Annotated in this window: 12 protein-coding genes; 8 read left to right on the top strand and 4 right to left on the bottom strand. The window is 65.2% G+C overall.

What is annotated here, in order from left to right:
- The first annotated feature begins 29 nt into the window (after positions 1–29).
- The 6 genes from acnA (at position 30) to AC1MCA_RS02050 (ending at position 8,139) form a co-directional block, all read left to right on the top strand.
- The gene (acnA, locus tag AC1MCA_RS02075) at positions 30–2,840 is read left to right on the top strand and encodes an aconitate hydratase AcnA (RefSeq protein ID WP_108597254.1); all 2,811 of its coding nucleotides are present in this window, start codon (positions 30–32) and stop codon (positions 2,838–2,840) included.
- Between the two features lie 128 nt (positions 2,841–2,968).
- Complete coding sequence (dxs, locus tag AC1MCA_RS02070) at positions 2,969–4,942, top strand: 1-deoxy-D-xylulose-5-phosphate synthase (protein WP_479800871.1); 1,974 nt, start codon at positions 2,969–2,971, stop codon at positions 4,940–4,942.
- Entirely contained in the window at positions 4,939–5,556 is a 618-nt protein-coding gene (locus AC1MCA_RS02065; RefSeq protein WP_479800869.1) for a DUF402 domain-containing protein, read from the top strand. The genes dxs and AC1MCA_RS02065 overlap by 4 nt, the downstream gene beginning before the upstream one ends.
- The gene (locus tag AC1MCA_RS02060) at positions 5,553–6,113 is read left to right on the top strand and encodes a hypothetical protein (RefSeq protein ID WP_479800867.1); all 561 of its coding nucleotides are present in this window, start codon (positions 5,553–5,555) and stop codon (positions 6,111–6,113) included. Before AC1MCA_RS02065 ends, AC1MCA_RS02060 begins: the two co-directional genes overlap by 4 nt.
- Positions 6,114–6,123: 10 nt before the next feature.
- Complete coding sequence (locus AC1MCA_RS02055; RefSeq protein WP_479800865.1) at positions 6,124–7,101, top strand: aldo/keto reductase; 978 nt, start codon at positions 6,124–6,126, stop codon at positions 7,099–7,101.
- 12 nt (positions 7,102–7,113) lie between these two features.
- On the top strand, positions 7,114–8,139 hold the full coding sequence (locus AC1MCA_RS02050) for a nucleoside hydrolase (protein ID WP_479800864.1): 1,026 nt from the start codon (positions 7,114–7,116) through the stop codon (positions 8,137–8,139).
- A 30-nt stretch (positions 8,140–8,169) separates the two neighbouring features.
- On the opposite strand, the gene AC1MCA_RS02045 is transcribed toward AC1MCA_RS02050, so the two are convergent.
- A complete protein-coding gene (locus AC1MCA_RS02045) occupies positions 8,170–9,594 on the bottom strand; it encodes a mycothione reductase (protein ID WP_479800862.1) in 1,425 nt (474 codons plus the stop codon).
- A gap of 159 nt (positions 9,595–9,753) precedes the next feature.
- On the opposite strand from AC1MCA_RS02045, the gene AC1MCA_RS02040 reads away from it, so the two are divergent.
- The gene (locus AC1MCA_RS02040; protein WP_479800860.1) at positions 9,754–9,996 is read left to right on the top strand and encodes a hypothetical protein; all 243 of its coding nucleotides are present in this window, start codon (positions 9,754–9,756) and stop codon (positions 9,994–9,996) included.
- Between the two features lie 153 nt (positions 9,997–10,149).
- Positions 10,150–10,968 (top strand): DUF2382 domain-containing protein, encoded by an 819-nt coding sequence (locus tag AC1MCA_RS02035; RefSeq protein WP_479800859.1) that lies wholly within the window; start codon positions 10,150–10,152, stop codon positions 10,966–10,968.
- Positions 10,969–11,092: 124 nt separating this feature from the next.
- On the opposite strand, the gene AC1MCA_RS02030 is transcribed toward AC1MCA_RS02035, so the two are convergent.
- The 3 genes from AC1MCA_RS02030 to AC1MCA_RS02020 form a co-directional block, all read right to left on the bottom strand.
- Positions 11,093–13,258 (bottom strand): 3-hydroxyacyl-CoA dehydrogenase NAD-binding domain-containing protein, encoded by a 2,166-nt coding sequence (locus AC1MCA_RS02030; RefSeq protein ID WP_479800857.1) that lies wholly within the window; start codon positions 13,256–13,258, stop codon positions 11,093–11,095.
- Positions 13,255–14,544: a thiolase family protein gene (locus AC1MCA_RS02025; protein ID WP_479800855.1), complete on the bottom strand. Its 1,290-nt coding sequence runs from the start codon at positions 14,542–14,544 to the stop codon at positions 13,255–13,257. The genes AC1MCA_RS02030 and AC1MCA_RS02025 overlap by 4 nt, the downstream gene beginning before the upstream one ends.
- Before the next feature lie 116 nt (positions 14,545–14,660).
- Complete coding sequence (locus AC1MCA_RS02020; protein ID WP_479800854.1) at positions 14,661–15,989, bottom strand: HRDC domain-containing protein; 1,329 nt, start codon at positions 15,987–15,989, stop codon at positions 14,661–14,663.
- Positions 15,990–16,021 lie beyond the last annotated feature (32 nt).

Below are 16,021 nucleotides of genomic sequence, written 5' to 3'. Positions count from 1 at the left end.
GATGAAACTGTTGCGAGAGGAGTCCTGCGATGAGCACTGTGGACAGCTTCGGTTCAAAAGGCAAACTTAATGTAGCCGGAACCGAATACGAAATTTTCCGGTTGAACTCCGTTGAAGGTGCAGAAAACCTTCCGTTCAGCCTCAAGGTATTGCTTGAAAACCTGTTGAGGACCGAGGACGGCGCGAACATCACTGCCGATCACGTCCGCGCCTTGGCTGGCTGGGATCCCAATGCCCAGCCCGATACAGAAATCCAGTTCACGCCTGCCCGCGTGATCATGCAGGACTTCACCGGCGTCCCCTGCGTGGTGGACCTGGCGACAATGCGTGAAGCAGTCAAGGAACTCGGCGGTGACCCCAAGCGGGTCAACCCCCTCGCTCCTGCGGAAATGGTCATTGACCACTCCGTGCAGATCGACGCTTTCGGTAACTCCGGCGCACTGGAGCGCAACATGGAGATCGAATACCAGCGGAACGGGGAGCGTTACCAGTTCCTCCGCTGGGGCCAGACCGCGTTTGACGACTTCAAGGTTGTTCCGCCGGGAACCGGCATCGTGCACCAGGTGAATATTGAATACCTGGCCCGCACTGTCATGACCCGCGAAGTGGATGGTGCACTGCGCGCCTACCCGGACACCTGTGTCGGCACCGACTCCCACACCACGATGGTCAACGGCCTGGGTGTCCTGGGCTGGGGCGTTGGCGGCATCGAAGCCGAAGCAGCCATGCTGGGACAGCCTGTTTCGATGCTGATCCCGCGCGTCGTGGGCTTCAAGCTGACCGGGTCCATACCGGCCGGCGCCACTGCCACCGACGTTGTGCTGACCATCACCGAGCAGCTTCGCAAGCACGGTGTGGTGGGCAAATTTGTCGAGTTCTATGGCGAAGGCGTTGCGGCTGTGCCGCTGGCAAACCGCGCCACGATCGGCAACATGAGCCCCGAATTCGGCTCCACCGCCGCAATGTTCCCGATCGATGACGTCACATTGGACTACCTGCGCCTCACCGGCCGGTCCGACGCCAACGTCGCCCTCGTGGAGTCCTACGCGAAGGAACAGGGCCTCTGGCACGATCCTTCCCGCGAGATCAAGTTCTCCGAGTACCTCGAGCTGGACCTGTCCACGGTTGTTCCCTCCATCTCCGGCCCGAAGCGTCCCCAGGACCGCATTGAGCTGACCGATGCCAAGGAGCAGTTCCGGAAGGACATCCACAACTACGTCGCCATCGAAGACGGCAGCGTGGACGAGTCCCTGGACGAATCCTTCCCGGCCTCGGACGCGCCGTCCTTCACGCACGCTGACTCGCACACCACTGAGACCAGCCGTGTTGAGTCCGCCGCGAACGGTGCCAACGGGCGCCCGAGCAGCCCGGTCCACATCAAGACCGAAGACGGCCGCGAGTTCGAGCTGGACCACGGAGCGGTTTCCATCGCCTCGATCACGTCCTGCACGAACACGTCCAACCCGTCCGTGATGCTCGCCGCAGCACTCCTGGCACGCAACGCCGTGGACAAGGGCCTGACGTCCAAGCCGTGGGTCAAGACCTCCGTGGCCCCGGGCTCCAAGGTTGTCACCGACTACTACGAGAAGTCCGGCCTGACCCCGTACCTGGAGAAGCTGGGCTTCTACATCGTCGGCTACGGCTGCGCCACCTGCATCGGCAACTCCGGCCCGCTGGACGCCGAAATCTCAGAAGCCATCCAGGCCAACGACCTCTCCGTGACCGCTGTGCTCTCCGGTAACCGCAACTTCGAAGGCCGCATCAACCCGGACGTCAAGATGAACTACCTGGCCTCACCGCCGCTGGTCATCGCTTACGCCCTGGCCGGTACCATGGACTTCGATTTCGACACCGACGCTTTGGGCAAGGACGAAGCAGGCAACGACGTCTTCCTCAAGGACATCTGGCCGAACCCGGTCGAGGTCCAGCAGGTCATCGATTCCTCGATCGACAAGGACATGTTCGCCCGCGGCTACGAGGGAGTCTTCGACGGCGACGCCCGCTGGAAGGCGCTCGACACCCCCGCCGGCGACACCTTCGCCTGGGATCCGAACTCGACCTATGTCCGGAAGCCCCCGTACTTCGATGGCATGAAGGCCACGCCGGAGCCGGTCACCGACATCACCGGTGCACGCGTCCTGCTGAAGCTGGGCGATTCGGTCACCACCGACCACATCTCCCCGGCCGGTTCCTTCAAGTCCGACACCCCGGCCGGCCAGTACCTGCTGGCCAACGGTGTGGAGCGCAAGGACTTCAACTCCTACGGCTCACGCCGTGGCAACCACGAAGTCATGATCCGCGGCACGTTCGCGAACATCCGCATCAAGAACCAGATCCTGGACGGCGTTGAGGGTGGCTTCACCCGCGACTTCACCCAGGCTGACGGCCCGCAGGCCTACGTCTACGACGCCGCCCAGAACTACCAGGCAGCCGGCACCCCGCTGGTGGTCCTGGCCGGCAAGGAATACGGCTCCGGCTCGTCCCGTGACTGGGCAGCCAAGGGAACCGCGCTTTTGGGCGTCAAGGCCGTCGTCGCCGAAAGCTACGAGCGTATCCACCGCTCCAACCTGATCGGCATGGGCGTCCTGCCCCTGCAGTTCCCGGCCGGCGAGTCCGCGGCCACGCTGGGACTGACCGGAACCGAGACGTTCGCCGTTGAGGGTGTGACCGCCCTGAACGAGGGCACCACCCCCAGGACGCTCAAGGTCACGGCAACCGCAGAAGACGGCTCCACCAAGTCCTTCGATGCTGTTCTCCGCATCGATACCCCGGGTGAAGCTGACTACTACCGCAACGGCGGCATCCTGCAGTACGTCCTGCGCCAGATCTCCGCCAACTAGCGGGAATCTGAACCCAGGCAGCAACTCCCGAAGCCCCGGCCGGTCACCGACCTGCCGGGGCTTCGGCTTTGCATTTGAGCCAAGGCGTTAGAGTTAACAGGCACGTCTACCACCCGAAGGAGGGGTCATTGGGAATCTTGGACACCATCCGGAATCCGCAGGACCTGAAGGAACTGTCCCCGCAGCAGCTCGAAGAGCTGGCAGCTGAGGTCAGGAGTTTCCTGATCACCAACGTCTCCCAGACCGGTGGACACCTCGGCCCCAACCTCGGCGTTGTGGAACTGACCCTTGCCGTGCACCGTATCTTTGATTCGCCCAGTGACAGCGTGGTATTCGACACCGGCCACCAGTCCTATGTCCACAAACTCCTCACCGGCCGCCAGGACTTCAGCACCCTGCGGCAGCAGGGCGGCATGTCCGGCTATCCCTCCCGCGCCGAGTCCGAACACGACATCGTGGAAAGCTCGCACGCGTCCTCGTCCCTGTCCTGGGCGGATGGGATCTCCCGGGCCCGGCAGCTCACGGGCGAGGGAGACCGCTACGTCGTCGCCGTCGTGGGTGACGGTGCCCTGACCGGTGGCATGGCCTGGGAGGCCATCAACAACATTGCAGCTGACAAACGCCGGCGTGTGGTGATCGTGGTCAATGACAACGGCCGCTCCTATGCGCCCACGGTGGGCGGCTTCGCCGACTACCTGGCTTCCCTGCGCCCCACCATCGACTCCTTCCGGGCGGCGCCTGCCTACGAAGGCACCTTGGACTGGTGGAAAAAGAAGCTCCAAAACGGCGGACCCGTGGGCCAGTTCACCTACCGGAGCCTGCATGCCATGAAAAAGGGCATCAAGGACTGGTGGGCACCACAGGGGATGTTCGAGGACCTGGGCATGAAGTACATCGGCCCGGTGGACGGCCATAACCTCCAGGCCATGGAGCACGCCCTTTCGACAGCCCGGAACTACGCCGGTCCTGTGATCGTCCACGCCATGACCGAAAAAGGCCACGGTTACGCCCCTGCCCGCGCCCATGAAGCCGATCAGTTCCATGCGGTGGGCATCATCGATCCCGAAACCGGCGAACCCACAGGAGCCTCCGGGGCGCAGTCCTGGACCTCGGTTTTCGCCGACGAGATCGCGGATATCGCTGACGAACGCGCCGACATTGTCGGCATCACGGGGGCCATGCTGATCCCCGTCGGCCTGCACAAATTCGCGGCGAAGCATCCGGACCGGGTGATCGACGTCGGAATTGCCGAGCAGCATGCCCTCACGTCCGCTGCAGGCATGGCCTTCGGCGGGCTCCACCCCGTGGTGGCCGTCTACGCCACCTTCCTGAACCGTGCCTTCGATCAGCTCCTGATGGACGTGGCTTTGCACAAGGCCGGAGTCACCATCGTCCTGGACCGGGCAGGCGTCACGGGACCGGACGGGGCAAGCCACCACGGCATGTGGGACATGGCCATGGTCCAGATCGTTCCCGGACTCCACCTTGCGGCCCCCCGTGACGCATCGAGGCTGCGTGAAGAGCTACGCGAGGCTGTGGCCATCGATGACGCGCCCACCGTGGTCCGGTTCTCCAAGGGGACCGTGGGTGCCGAAGTGGAGGCCATCGAGCGGCTTTCCGACGGCGTCGATGTGCTGGCCCGCAGGCCATCGGGATCCACCGAAAACGATGTCCTGATTGTCAGTGTCGGTGCAATGTCCGAGCTGGCCCTGGACGTCTCCAACAGGCTGGGAGCCCAGGGAATCAGCACCACAGTGGTTGACCCCCGCTGGGTGCTGCCCGTGCGCCGGTCCATCATTGCCCTGGCCTCCCATCACCGGCTGGTGGTCTGCATCGAGGATGGCGTCAGGGCAGGCGGCGTGGGATCGCGGATCCGCCAGGAAATGCGTGCGGCCGGGGTTGATACCGCCCTGAACGAGGTGGGCCTTCCGGCCGAGTTCCTTGACCACGGCACCCGCAGCCAGGTTCTGGAACGCGTAGGCATGACCGCCCAGCAGATAACGCACGACGTCGTCGCGCAGGTTTTGGGGACCAAAGTCCCGTTTGCGCGTCCCCTGCCAGGCCAGGAACACCCCACCACCGGCAGCCTTCCGATCCTGTGAGGGACGAAGACGCCCTCAAGTATCCCGGCGCCGTGGGGGACAATGCGCCGATCCACCTGAGCAGCACCACCCGTGTTCCGGCCGGGCTCAAACCGGGCCAGCTGGTAGTGGCCCGGAACAGGAAGTGGAACGGAAAAGCCCACTGGGTGGTCCCAGGACGGTACCTTGGCGAGGACAGGCACGGCTGGTGGATTTTCCAGGGGACCAACGAGTTCTGTTCCCGCCCGGGCGCTGCCTTCTACACCCGGTCCGACGCCGTCCTGCTGGTGCCGCGGTCCGGTGACTGGGTTGCCACCTTCTACGACGAGGCCCACCCCAACGGGGTCAGGGTCTACGTGGATCTGGCGGTGGCCCACGAATGGACGGACATCAGGCCCGCCGTTACCGAGTTCCATGTCATTGACATGGATCTTGACGTCATCCGGATGGCCGGGCGCGGCGTCTTCATCGATGACCAGGACGAATTTGCGGAGCACCGTGTCAGCATGAACTACCCGGACCGGCTGGTGGAGGATATCCAGGTGGCCGCGGATGAGCTTTATCAGGCCGTCAAGGCGCAGCAGGCACCGTTCGACGGAACAGACGTTGAGTGGTTCACGAAGGGACGGTCATGAGCGGGATTATCAGGGTCTACAAGAAGGACGACGAGGCAGTACTGCACTTCCGTGAAGGCTGGTTCGATGAGGACTACAGCCAGTTTGTGATGAACTACGGCGTGGTGGGCCACCAGAGCAAGACCGAGGAAACCGATGTTCCCGACGCCGCCGCAGCTGAGGGACTGATGGATGCCTTTGCCGTGCAGTGCGCGGAGGACGGCTTCGCTGAAATTCCCGATGAGGAACAGTTCTGGGTTGTCGCCCAGTTCGCCCTCAAGACCAAAGAGGGTACCGACCGCGACCGTTACCTGGAGGAGAAGGCGAAGGACGCGCTGATCAGCCATCTTGCCTGGCGCGGGCTGGGCACCGTGGAGCGATCGGAGTTCAGCGACTACAAGCTGAACATCTTCTGCCTCTGCCCCGAGGTAAACAAGGCCATCAACGCGATCAAGGTCTGCGCCCGCGGGGAGGACCTGGACTTCACCAAACTGAGCATTGGCGCCGCGCCCTACAGCGAACCGGAAAACTTCAAGCTCAAGTACTCCGCGAAGCCGGCCAACAGCTTCAGCCTCTAGGGGGATTGCTTTGCCTGAATACCGCCGCCTGGGAAACTCCGGGCTCGCCGTCTCCGTGGTGGGGCTCGGCTGTAACAACCTGGGCCGGGCCAATACGGCCACCGAGTCACAGGCCGGTTCCGACGCCGTCGTCCAGGCGGCCCTGGAAGCAGGGGTGACCCTGTTCGATGTCGCGGACAACTACGGGCGCGAACCGGGACTCAGCGAAACGATGCTGGGCAAGGCCCTTGCCGGCAGGCGCGATGAGGCAGTGGTGGCCACCAAGTTCGGCATGAACGTGCGTGGCGCCAACGGTCCGGACTACGGTGCCAGGGGCTCCCGCCGGTACATTGTCCGTGCCGCCGAGGCCTCCCTCCGCCGGCTTGGCACGGACTGGATTGACCTTTACCAGTTCCATACCCCGGACCCGCTGACGCCCATCGAGGAGACCCTCAGCGCCCTCGATGACCTGGTGACCAGCGGCAAGGTCCGCTACATCGGGCACTCCAACCGTGCCGGCTGGCAGATCGCCGAGGCTGAGTTTGTCGCCCGGGCCGCCGGAAAGACCCGGTTCATCTCCAGCCAGAACCACTACAACCTACTGGACCGTCGGGCGGAGCTCGAGGTTACCCCGGCGGCCGAGGCATACGGCTTGGGCGTCCTGCCATACTTCCCCCTCGCCAACGGGCTCCTGACCGGCAAATACGCCCCGGGTGAAGCGCCGGCGGGTTCCAGGCTGAGCCACACCCGCACGAATATGGTGCACGACGCCGACTGGAACCAGCTCAGGCGCTTCAGCTCCTTCGCGGGAGAACGCGGCCTCACTGAAATCCAGGTCGCCTTCTCCTGGCTGGCGGCCCAGCCCGCCGTCGGCAGCGTGATCGCCGGAGCCACCAGGCCCGAACAGATCCGCCAGAACGCCGAAGCGGCTGCCTGGGTGCCGTCCACCGGGGATCTCGCCGAGCTCGATGACATTTTTCCCAGGGTCCCCAAAGTCGCTCTCTTCTAGGCGGGTACACCGATGACCAGGATGCTGGTGGACGTCGACACCGGGATAGACGACGCTCTCGCGCTGGCTTACCTGGCGTCGCGGTCGGACGTGAAGTTCGTGGCCGTGACGGCGTCCCCGGGGAACGTGAATGCCCAACAGGTGGCAACGAACACCCTTGCCCTGCTGGAGCTGTGCGGCCGGGGCAACGTGGAGGTCGCCGTCGGTGCCGAAGTTCCGCTCGCCATACCCCTGGTGGTGTCGCCGGAGACCCACGGACCGCAGGGCATCGGCCATGCAGTCCTTCCCGCACCTGCGGGCACAGTGTCGCCACGGCATGCTGCGGATATCTGGGTGGACGCGGCCCGGGCCCATCCGGGGGAGCTGACGGCCCTGATCACGGCGCCGCTGACCAACTTCGCCCTGGCCATCAGGCGTGAACCACGGCTGCCTGACCTCCTGGGCAAAGTGGTCATCATGGGCGGGAGCTTCTACCACCAGGGCAACACGACGCCGACGGCGGAGTGGAACACCCACGTCGATCCGCAGGCGGCGAAGGAAGTCTACGCAGCCTTCAGCGGCCTGCCGGAGGACCGGCTGCCCATTGTCTGTTCACTGGACACCACCGAGCGGATGGAGCTGCGGCCCGGGCATGTGCGCCGGCTCGCGGCCGCGGCAGGGTGTGCCGATGAGGAACTGGTTCTGCCGGAGCAGCCCGAGGGGCTGCGGAGCAGGGCAGAGAACCCGCTGGTGCGCCACCTGTCCGATGCCCTGCGGTTCTACTTCGAATTCCACCGGCTCTACAACCAGGGATACCTGGCGCATGTCCACGACTTCTTCGCAGCCGGTGTTGCTGCCGGAACGTTGGAATACAGCACCCGCCCGGCCACCGTGGACGTGGAAGTGGATTCTCCGTTGCTCATGGGGACCACCGTCGCTGACTACCGGGGCCTGTGGGGCAAACCGCCCAATGCCAGGATCGTCACCGACAACAACCCGGCCGCCGCCTTTGACGAGCTGATCTCCTCCGTCGGCAGGCTCGCTGCGCGGCTTGGCTAGGAAAGCAGCCCCTTCTGCTGCCCAGGAGTCCTACAGGGGAGCGTCGGCGGGCCGGGGAACATCAAGCGCCAGCAGGGCGTTCTCCACCACTTCGGTCAGCGCCGGGTGAATCCAATAGGGTCCGCGGGCAAGCGCGTACACGGTCGTCGATAGAGCCATGGCCTGGACCAGCGGTTGGATCAGCAGGGAGGCTTCACGGCCGAGGACATGGGCGCCCAGTAGGCGGCCGGTCGACTTCTCCGCAATCAGCTTCACGATGCCCTCTGAGTCCTCCATGGCCCAGCCGTAGGCCGTGCTGCCGTACTCCTGGACAGCCACCACAATCTCTGTCCCCTCCGCGGCTCCTGACCTTGCTTCCTCCTCGGTCAGCCCCACGGCAGCAACCTGGGGTTCGCTGAAGACGGCGAACGGTACGGCGGTGTAGTCAATGGTGCGCATCCCGTCGGGATTTTCCAGGTTGTGGGCGACCACCCGGGCCTCCCGGTTGGCCACATGTTTGAGCTGGTAGGGGTTGGCGATGTCCCCCAGGGCAAAGACGCCGTCGATCGGCTCGCCGTTGGAGAGTATCCGCAGCTGCGCGTCCACCGCCAGCGTTCCGTCCCCGTCCAGGTCGAAGCCTGCTGCGTCAACATCCAACCGGTCCGTATTGGGCACGCGTCCGGTGGCCATCAGCACGATGTCCGTCTCGAGGCGCAACTGCTTGCCCTCGCCGTCGTCGAAAACCGCCGTGACCCTGCCGTTCCCGGTGTCCTCCACAGCGCGGAGCGAGAACCCCAGCTCAAGCTTCCAGCGGCCGGCGGCAGCCTCGGCGAAGCGCCGGGAGATTTCCTCGTCGTTGTGGCGCAGGAGGCGCTGTGACCGGTTGACCTGGACCACCTCGGCGCCGAAGCCGTGGAAGATGGCGGCGAACTCGGCGGCGATGTAGCCGCCGCCCACAACCACAACCTGCCGCGGCGGGCCATCGATGCGCATGACGGTGTCAGAGGTGTGCACCTGGGGGAGGTCCATGCCCGGGACGTCCGGCAGCACCGGACGGGAGCCTGCAGCCACCACAACCCGGCTGGCCGTGATGACTGTGCCGGACTCGGTCCGCAGGGAGCGGGGGCCGGTGAAACGGACAAATTCCTGGTACAGGTCAACGTTCTCCAGCTCCTCGTCCCGGTAGCGTCGTCCGCTCTCGGCGATGGCGTCGATGCGGCCGAAAATCCTGTCACGGATGTCGTTCCACCGGACCTTCCCGAGCGTCAGTTCCACGCCGAGACGTGACGCTTCGGCGGGCACTGCGGCCAGGCCCGCCGGGTAGACGAACATTTTCGTCGGGATGCAGCCGACATTCACGCACGTGCCGCCAAAGACCCCGCCCTCGATGAGCGCCACCCGCTTGTTGTCCCAGAACGGGGTGATCAGAGAGTTTCCCGATCCGGAACCGATGATGGCGAGATCGTAATGGGGCATCGTTCTGCCTTTCGAAAGGGTCAATGCCGTCCTCATCCGGGACGCGCATACTGTCACATCGTACGGCCGCCGGCCAGCCCGTGGCGGCGGGTCGCCAAGGACCGAACTCAGGGCCGGCAGGCCCTTCCCGTTGCTGACAACCGGTGGGACGATGCCAGTATGAGCGAGAACAACACTGAAAATACCCGCGATGTGGGCCCCCACCTGCACGCGCATGCCCAGCCGACCACCCAGCAGATCCGGACCGTCGGCCAGCGGCGCCGGGAGGCAGAGGAGAAACTGGAGCATCACCTCGAAGAAGCCCGCCACAAGAGCGAGGACCATGATGCCGCCACTCACGACGTGAACCCTGAAGCGGCGGGCGGTAAGGCCAAGCAGCCAAAGGGCGGCAGCCCCTCCTGAACCCGTGTTCCCTGGGCCTCTTCCTGGCCACGTGACCCTACCTCTTCGATCACAATATTAATAAGTATGCTTGCCAATTAGATAGTAAGCATGCTTAGGATAGTGCTTGGGGGAAACACAAAAGCCAAGCAAGATCGAAGCCAAGGAGGCACCATGCTCGCCAAGGAACACATCGACCAACTGCTCAGCAAAAACGGAAACGTCCTTTCCGCCGGTGGGGACAGGATCGGCTCTATAGGGGAGGTCTACGCCGACGACGACAACGGCCAGCCCACCTGGGTCACGGTCAAGACCGGACTGTTCGGCACGTCCCAGTCATTCGTGCCGCTCGAGGCGGCAAGAGTTGAGGGTCACGACCTCGTGGTTCCCTACAGCAAGGACCAGGTGAAGGATGCGCCGCGCATTGACACGGACAGTCATCTGGATCCCGCCGAGGAGGACCGGCTCTACCAGCACTACCAGCTCGGCGGTGGCAGGACCTACACCGACGCCACCAGGGGCACCGATGCCGATCTCGCCCCGACCGGACCGGCTGCCACGTACGATACTGACGATTCCCATGGCACCGTAGGCCGGGATACGTCCGGCCCCACTACTGATGACGCGATGACGCGATCTGAAGAGCGGGTGAATATCGGCAAGGAGCGGGAGGCCACCGGGCGGGTCCGGCTGCGTAAGTACGTCACCACGGAAAACGTCACCAAGACAGTCCCGGTCCAGCGCGAGGAAGTCAGGCTGGAACGCGAACCCATCACTGATGCCAACCGCGGCGCTGCCATGTCGGGCCCGGCGCTCAGCGAAGAGGAACACGAGGTGACCCTCCATGAGGAGCGCCCCGTCGTGGAGAAGGAAACCGTTCCGGTGGAGCGGGTCCGGCTCGACAAGGACACCGTCACTGACGAGGTGACAGTGGATGAGCAGGTCCGCAAGGAGCGCATCGAGGCCGACGGAATCGACGAGACCCGCCGCTAGGCGGAGCCTCCAGCCCACCGGATTGATGGTGCAAGGACAAAGGGCCGCTGCGGGTCAACCCCGCACCGGCCCTTTTCCTTGGGATCAACCAGCCTGCAACCGTCGTCGGTGGGGCTGGAGACTTTTAGGCAGCTGCAGACACGGATGCGACGCCGGGGGCATGGAAGCGCCTGCCGTTGACGCGTTCGGAGGCGCCAACCCTGTCCAGGTAGGGTGTGATGCCGCCCAGGAACATTGGCCAGCCTGCGCCAAGGATCATGCACAGGTCGATGTCCTCGGGCCCCGCCACCACACCTTCGTCGAGCATCAGCCCGATCTCCTCGGCGAGGGCATCCTGTACCCGCCGCAGCACTTCCCCGCCGGTGGACGGTGACGTACCAAAGGACAGCAGCGAGAGGGTTGAAGCCGGGACCTCCTGGCTGCCATCGGCGGCGGGCGCCCAGAAGGTCTTCACGCCGTTGTCGATAAGCTTCTGCAGGTTGGCGGAGACAGGGAAGCGCTCACCGAACGCGGCGTACAGGGATTCCTGGACGTGCTGGGCCACCGGCAGGCCCACCATGGCGCCCAGGGTGAACGGCGTCATGGGCAGGCCCATGGGACGGAGCGCGTTGTCGGCCACCTCTGCCGGGGTGCCTTCGTCGAAAGCCGCGATCACTTCGCCCATCAGCCGCAGCAGGATCCTGTTCACCACGAAGGCCGGTGCGTCCTTGACCAGGACAGCAGTCTTCTTCAGGCCCTTCGCGAGCTCGAACGCGGTGGCCAGGACGGCGTCGTCGGTCCTGGGAGCGCGCACGATTTCCAGGAGCGGCATCAGGGCCACCGGGTTGAAGAAGTGGAAGCCCACCAGCCGCTCCGGGTGGGCAAGGTCCTCAGCCATGGCCGTGACCGACAGCGAGGAGGTGTTGGTGGCCAGGATGCACTCCGGTGAGACGATTGCCTCCACCTCTTCAAAGACCTGCTTCTTGATGTTCAGTTCTTCGAAGACGGCTTCAATGACGAAGTCCGCGTCCGCGAAGGCCTCCTTGGATACCGAACCGGACACCAGGGCCTTGGTGCGGTTGGCCGCATCCTGGCTGATCCGTTTCTTGCCCAAAAGCTTGTCCACCTCTGCATGGACATAGCCCACGCCTTTGTCCACGCGGGCCTGGTCGATGTCCGTCATGACCACCGGGACTTTGAGTTGCCGGGCGAACAGCAGTGCCAGCTGGCTGGCCATCAGCCCGGCACCCACCACGCCCACCTTGGTGACGGGCCGGGCCAGCTTGCGGTCCGGAGCGCCGGCCGGCCGCTTGGACCGCTTCTGCACCAGGTCCAGGAACGCGTACACGGTGGCATGGAACTCATCGGTCTGCATCAGCCCGGCCAAGGTCTCACACTCAAGGGCAGCGGACCCGGCCTGGGTCAGGGTGCGGTTGGCTTCGAGGATCTCCAGCACCTTGGCGGGCGCCGGTGAGGCGTTGGATGTTTTCGCTTCCACCATCGCGCGGCCTGCCGCCACTGCTGCGCTCCAGCGCTCTGATACTTCGGGCAGTGAGGGATCGACGGCGTTGGCCCGCTCCGGGACCAGCTCGCCGGTGATGATCTTGGCTGCCCAGGCAATGGACTGCTCCACGAAGTCGGCAGGCTCGAACAGCGCATCGGCGATGCCAAGCTCGAAAGCCTCGGGACCGCTCAGGGTGCGGTTGTTGCTGAGGGGGTTCCCGATCATCACCTTGACCGCGTTCTCCGGTCCGATCAGCCTCGGCAGGATGTACACGCCACCCCAGCCAGGGACCAGGCCGAGGGCGGCTTCCGGCAGTGCCAGCGCGCCGGCTGCTGTGGATACCGTGCGGTAGGTGGACTGCAGGGCAATCTCCAGGCCACCGCCAAGTGCCACCCCGTTGATGAAGGCGAAGCTGGGGACGCCCAGGTTTGCCAGCGTCCCGTACACGTCGTGTCCGAGCTGGGCCATCCACAGCCCCTGGTCGCGGGTCTTGAGCGACTTGACCGAGGACAAATCAGCGCCCGCCACGAGGAAGTAGGGTTTTCCGGTCACGCCGACAGCCGCGATTTCGCCGCGGGCAGCACGGTCCTTGAGGCCTTCCAGGACGGTGCCCAGCTCGATCAGGGTATTGGGACCCAGCGTGGTGGGCTTGGTGTGGTCGAAGCCGTTGTCCAGGGTGATGAGCGCGAAGACGCCCGGGCTGGGATTGCCGGGCGTTGCCGGCAGCGCGATGTCCTGAACGTAGGAGTGTGTCACCCGTTCGTCGGGAAAGAGCTCGGCAAGCTTGGTGAAATCGGCGGCGCTCATGCGGCGGCTCCTTCGGTGGTTGCTTCGTCTGCGGTGGCGCCGGCCGTGGTGGTGACGGTGCCGCTGTAATCGGTGTGGTGCGGGTTCTCCCAAATCACGGTGGCCCCCATCCCGAGGCCGATGCACATGGTGGTGATCCCGTACCGGACGGAGGGATCCTCCTCGAACTGGCGGGCGAGCTGGTTCATCAGCCGGACGCCGGAGGAGGCAAGGGGATGGCCCACAGCGATGGCGCCGCCGTACCGGTTGACGCGGGGATCGTCGTCGGAAATTCCAAAGTGGTCCAGGAAACTGAGCACCTGCACGGCGAAGGCTTCGTTGATTTCAAAAAGCCCGATGTCGCCGATAGTCAGCCCTGCGTTCTTCAAGGCTTTCTCGGTGGCCGGTACCGGGCCGATCCCCATCACTTCGGGTTCGACGCCGGCATACGCGTAGCTGACCAGCCGCATCTTGACCGGCAGGCCCAGCTCTGCGGCGGCGTCAGAGGACGCCAGGACGGCGGCCGTGGCGCCGTCATTCAGCCCGGCCGCGTTGCCTGCAGTCACGCGACCGTGGGCCCGGAAGGGAGTGCGGAGGGCGGCAAGGTCCTCCAGTGTGGTGCCGGGCCGGGGTGGCTCGTCGACGCTGTTCAGGGTCCAGCCCTGCCCTGGCTTCAGGGTGGCCACGGGCACCAGGTCCGGCTGGATCTGATCGTTGCCGTAGGCGGCCGCGAGTTTGTTCTGTGAGGCGACGGCGTAGGCGTCCGTGCGGTCCTTGGTGATGGCGGGAAAGCGGTCATGCAGGTTTTCGGCTGTGTTGCCCATGTTCAGCGCGGCCGGGTCGACCAGCCGCTCTGACATGAAGCGCGGGTTCGGATCAGCTCCGGCGCCCATCGGATGGTTTCCCATGTGCTCCACGCCGCCGGCAATCACGACGTCGTAGGCGCCGAAACCGATGCCGCTCGCCGTCGTGGTGACTGCGGTCATGGCACCGGCACACATACGGTCGATCGCGAACCCCGGGACAGTTCGGGGGAGCCCAGCCAGGAGGGCAGCCGTGCGCCCCAGGGTGAGGCCCTGGTCTCCGGTCTGGGTGGTAGCGGCCACTGCCACTTCGTCGATCCGGCCGGCCGGCAACGTGGGGTTGCGGCGCAGCAGTTCGCGGATGCATTTGACCATCAGATCGTCGGCGCGTGTTCCGGCATAGATGCCTTTCTCACCGGCCCGGCCGAAGGGTGTGCGGACGCCGTCAACAAAGACGACGTCGCGGACAGTACGCGGGGATCCGCTGCTTCCGTGGTGGCTCACGTATAACTCCTCATCGAGACATGGGCGCCCGTCAGGAGCCAAAGGGCAGCGACGGGCGGCAGTGCACACTATGTTACTCGCCAGTAACTTAGTGTGCAAGGCTCGGGGAGGAGTGGTTATTCGGAGGCTGCGGCTGCCTTGGCTTCCTTGGCCGGCAGTGGCTGCGGATTGAGGAACGCCTCGAGGAGGAGCGGCGTCACCAGACCCACCTGCCATTCGCGGGCGCCGAGGGTGCGGAGCTCCGCGGCCAGGGTTTCTTCGCTGATATCAGCAGGCGGGCGCCACGCTATGCGCCGGAGGTGGTCCGGCGTCAGCAGGTTTTCCACCGGGAGGTTCAGCTCTTCGGCCCTCTCCTGCAGCAGCGGACGCGCGGTGGAAAGCCGTGCTGCGGCCTGGGGATCGCGGTCTGCCCATACACGGGGCGGCGGCGGGGCGTTGGTGGGCAGGTGCAGCGGCGGAAGCTCGGGCAGGTCCCGGGCAGCCGCGATGCACCGGAGCCAGCGTGGTGCCTCACGTTGTGCCGCCCGGCCGTGGAAGCCCTTGGTGCCCAGCAACTGGGGAACGGTGGAAGGCATGGCTTTGGCTGCCGCGACCAGCGCGGAGTCCGGAATCAGCCGGCCTGGAGCGACGTCGCGCTTTTGCGCCAGCGAATCGCGCTCCAGCCACATCTCGCGGACCGCGGCCAGCTGGCGCCGGTCGCGGATCTGGTGCAGGCCCGAGGTCTTGCGCCAGGGGTCAACCCGGGGCGGGGCTACGCCTCCGGCGAGGATGGCGGCAAATTCCTGTTCCGCGTATTCGAGTTTGCCGTCCGCCTGGAGCATCTCGATCAGTTCCTCGCGGAGTTCCGTCAGGACTTCAACGTCCAGCGCCGCGTAACGCAGCCAGGGCTCGGGCAAGGGCCGGGTGGACCAGTCGGCGGCCGAATGTTCTTTGGCCAGGCCGAAGCCCAGCAACTGTTCAATGACGGCAGCCAGCCCAACGCGGGGAAGGCCGGCCAGCCGTGCGGCGAGCTCGGTGTCAAAGAGCTTGTCCGGCCACATGCCCAGTTCCAAGAGGCAGGGCAGGTCCTGGCTGGCTGCATGCAGGATCCATTCCACCCCGTGGAGGGCGTCGTTGATGATGCCCAGGTTCCCGAACGGTTCGGGGTCGATCAGCCAGGTGCCGGAGCCCTCGCGCCGGATCTGGACCAGGAAGGCGCGCTGGCCGTACCGGAATCCAGAGGCCCGCTCGGCGTCGACCCCTGCCGGGCCGGTGCCGGCGGCGATGGCGGCTGCAGCCCGCTCCAGTCCGGACTGGGTTTCGATGACCAGCGGAACGCCGTCGCGTGGTGCATCGAGGTCAATGACTACGGGGATCGGGCTGTCGAAGCCTTCCACCGTGATGTGGGGAGCGGTTTCAGCAGCCGGGGCGCCGGCCGTGGTGTTTTCCGGAATGTGAGGGGTCATGATGACTTCAGTTTACCGACAAGGCGCTGCCC

Source organism: Arthrobacter sp. BK1 (genome assembly GCF_056680055.1).
The sequence above is the reverse complement of the archived record's forward strand: the minus strand, read 5'-3'. Positions and strand labels throughout refer to the sequence as shown.

Bases quoted from the DNA above. Each gene is read 5' to 3' on its own strand.
- acnA (WP_108597254.1), top strand. From the start codon at position 30: ATGAGCACTGTGGACAGCTTCGGTTCAAAAGGCAAACTTAATGTAGCC.
- AC1MCA_RS02020 (WP_479800854.1), bottom strand. From the start codon at position 15,989: ATGACCCCTCACATTCCGGAAAACACCACGGCCGGCGCCCCGGCTGCT.
- AC1MCA_RS02040 (WP_479800860.1), top strand. From the start codon at position 9,754: ATGAGCGAGAACAACACTGAAAATACCCGCGATGTGGGCCCCCACCTG.
- AC1MCA_RS02050 (WP_479800864.1), top strand. From the start codon at position 7,114: ATGACCAGGATGCTGGTGGACGTCGACACCGGGATAGACGACGCTCTC.
- AC1MCA_RS02045 (WP_479800862.1), bottom strand. From the start codon at position 9,594: ATGCCCCATTACGATCTCGCCATCATCGGTTCCGGATCGGGAAACTCT.
- AC1MCA_RS02035 (WP_479800859.1), top strand. From the start codon at position 10,150: ATGCTCGCCAAGGAACACATCGACCAACTGCTCAGCAAAAACGGAAAC.
- AC1MCA_RS02030 (WP_479800857.1), bottom strand. From the start codon at position 13,258: ATGAGCGCCGCCGATTTCACCAAGCTTGCCGAGCTCTTTCCCGACGAA.
- AC1MCA_RS02060 (WP_479800867.1), top strand. From the start codon at position 5,553: ATGAGCGGGATTATCAGGGTCTACAAGAAGGACGACGAGGCAGTACTG.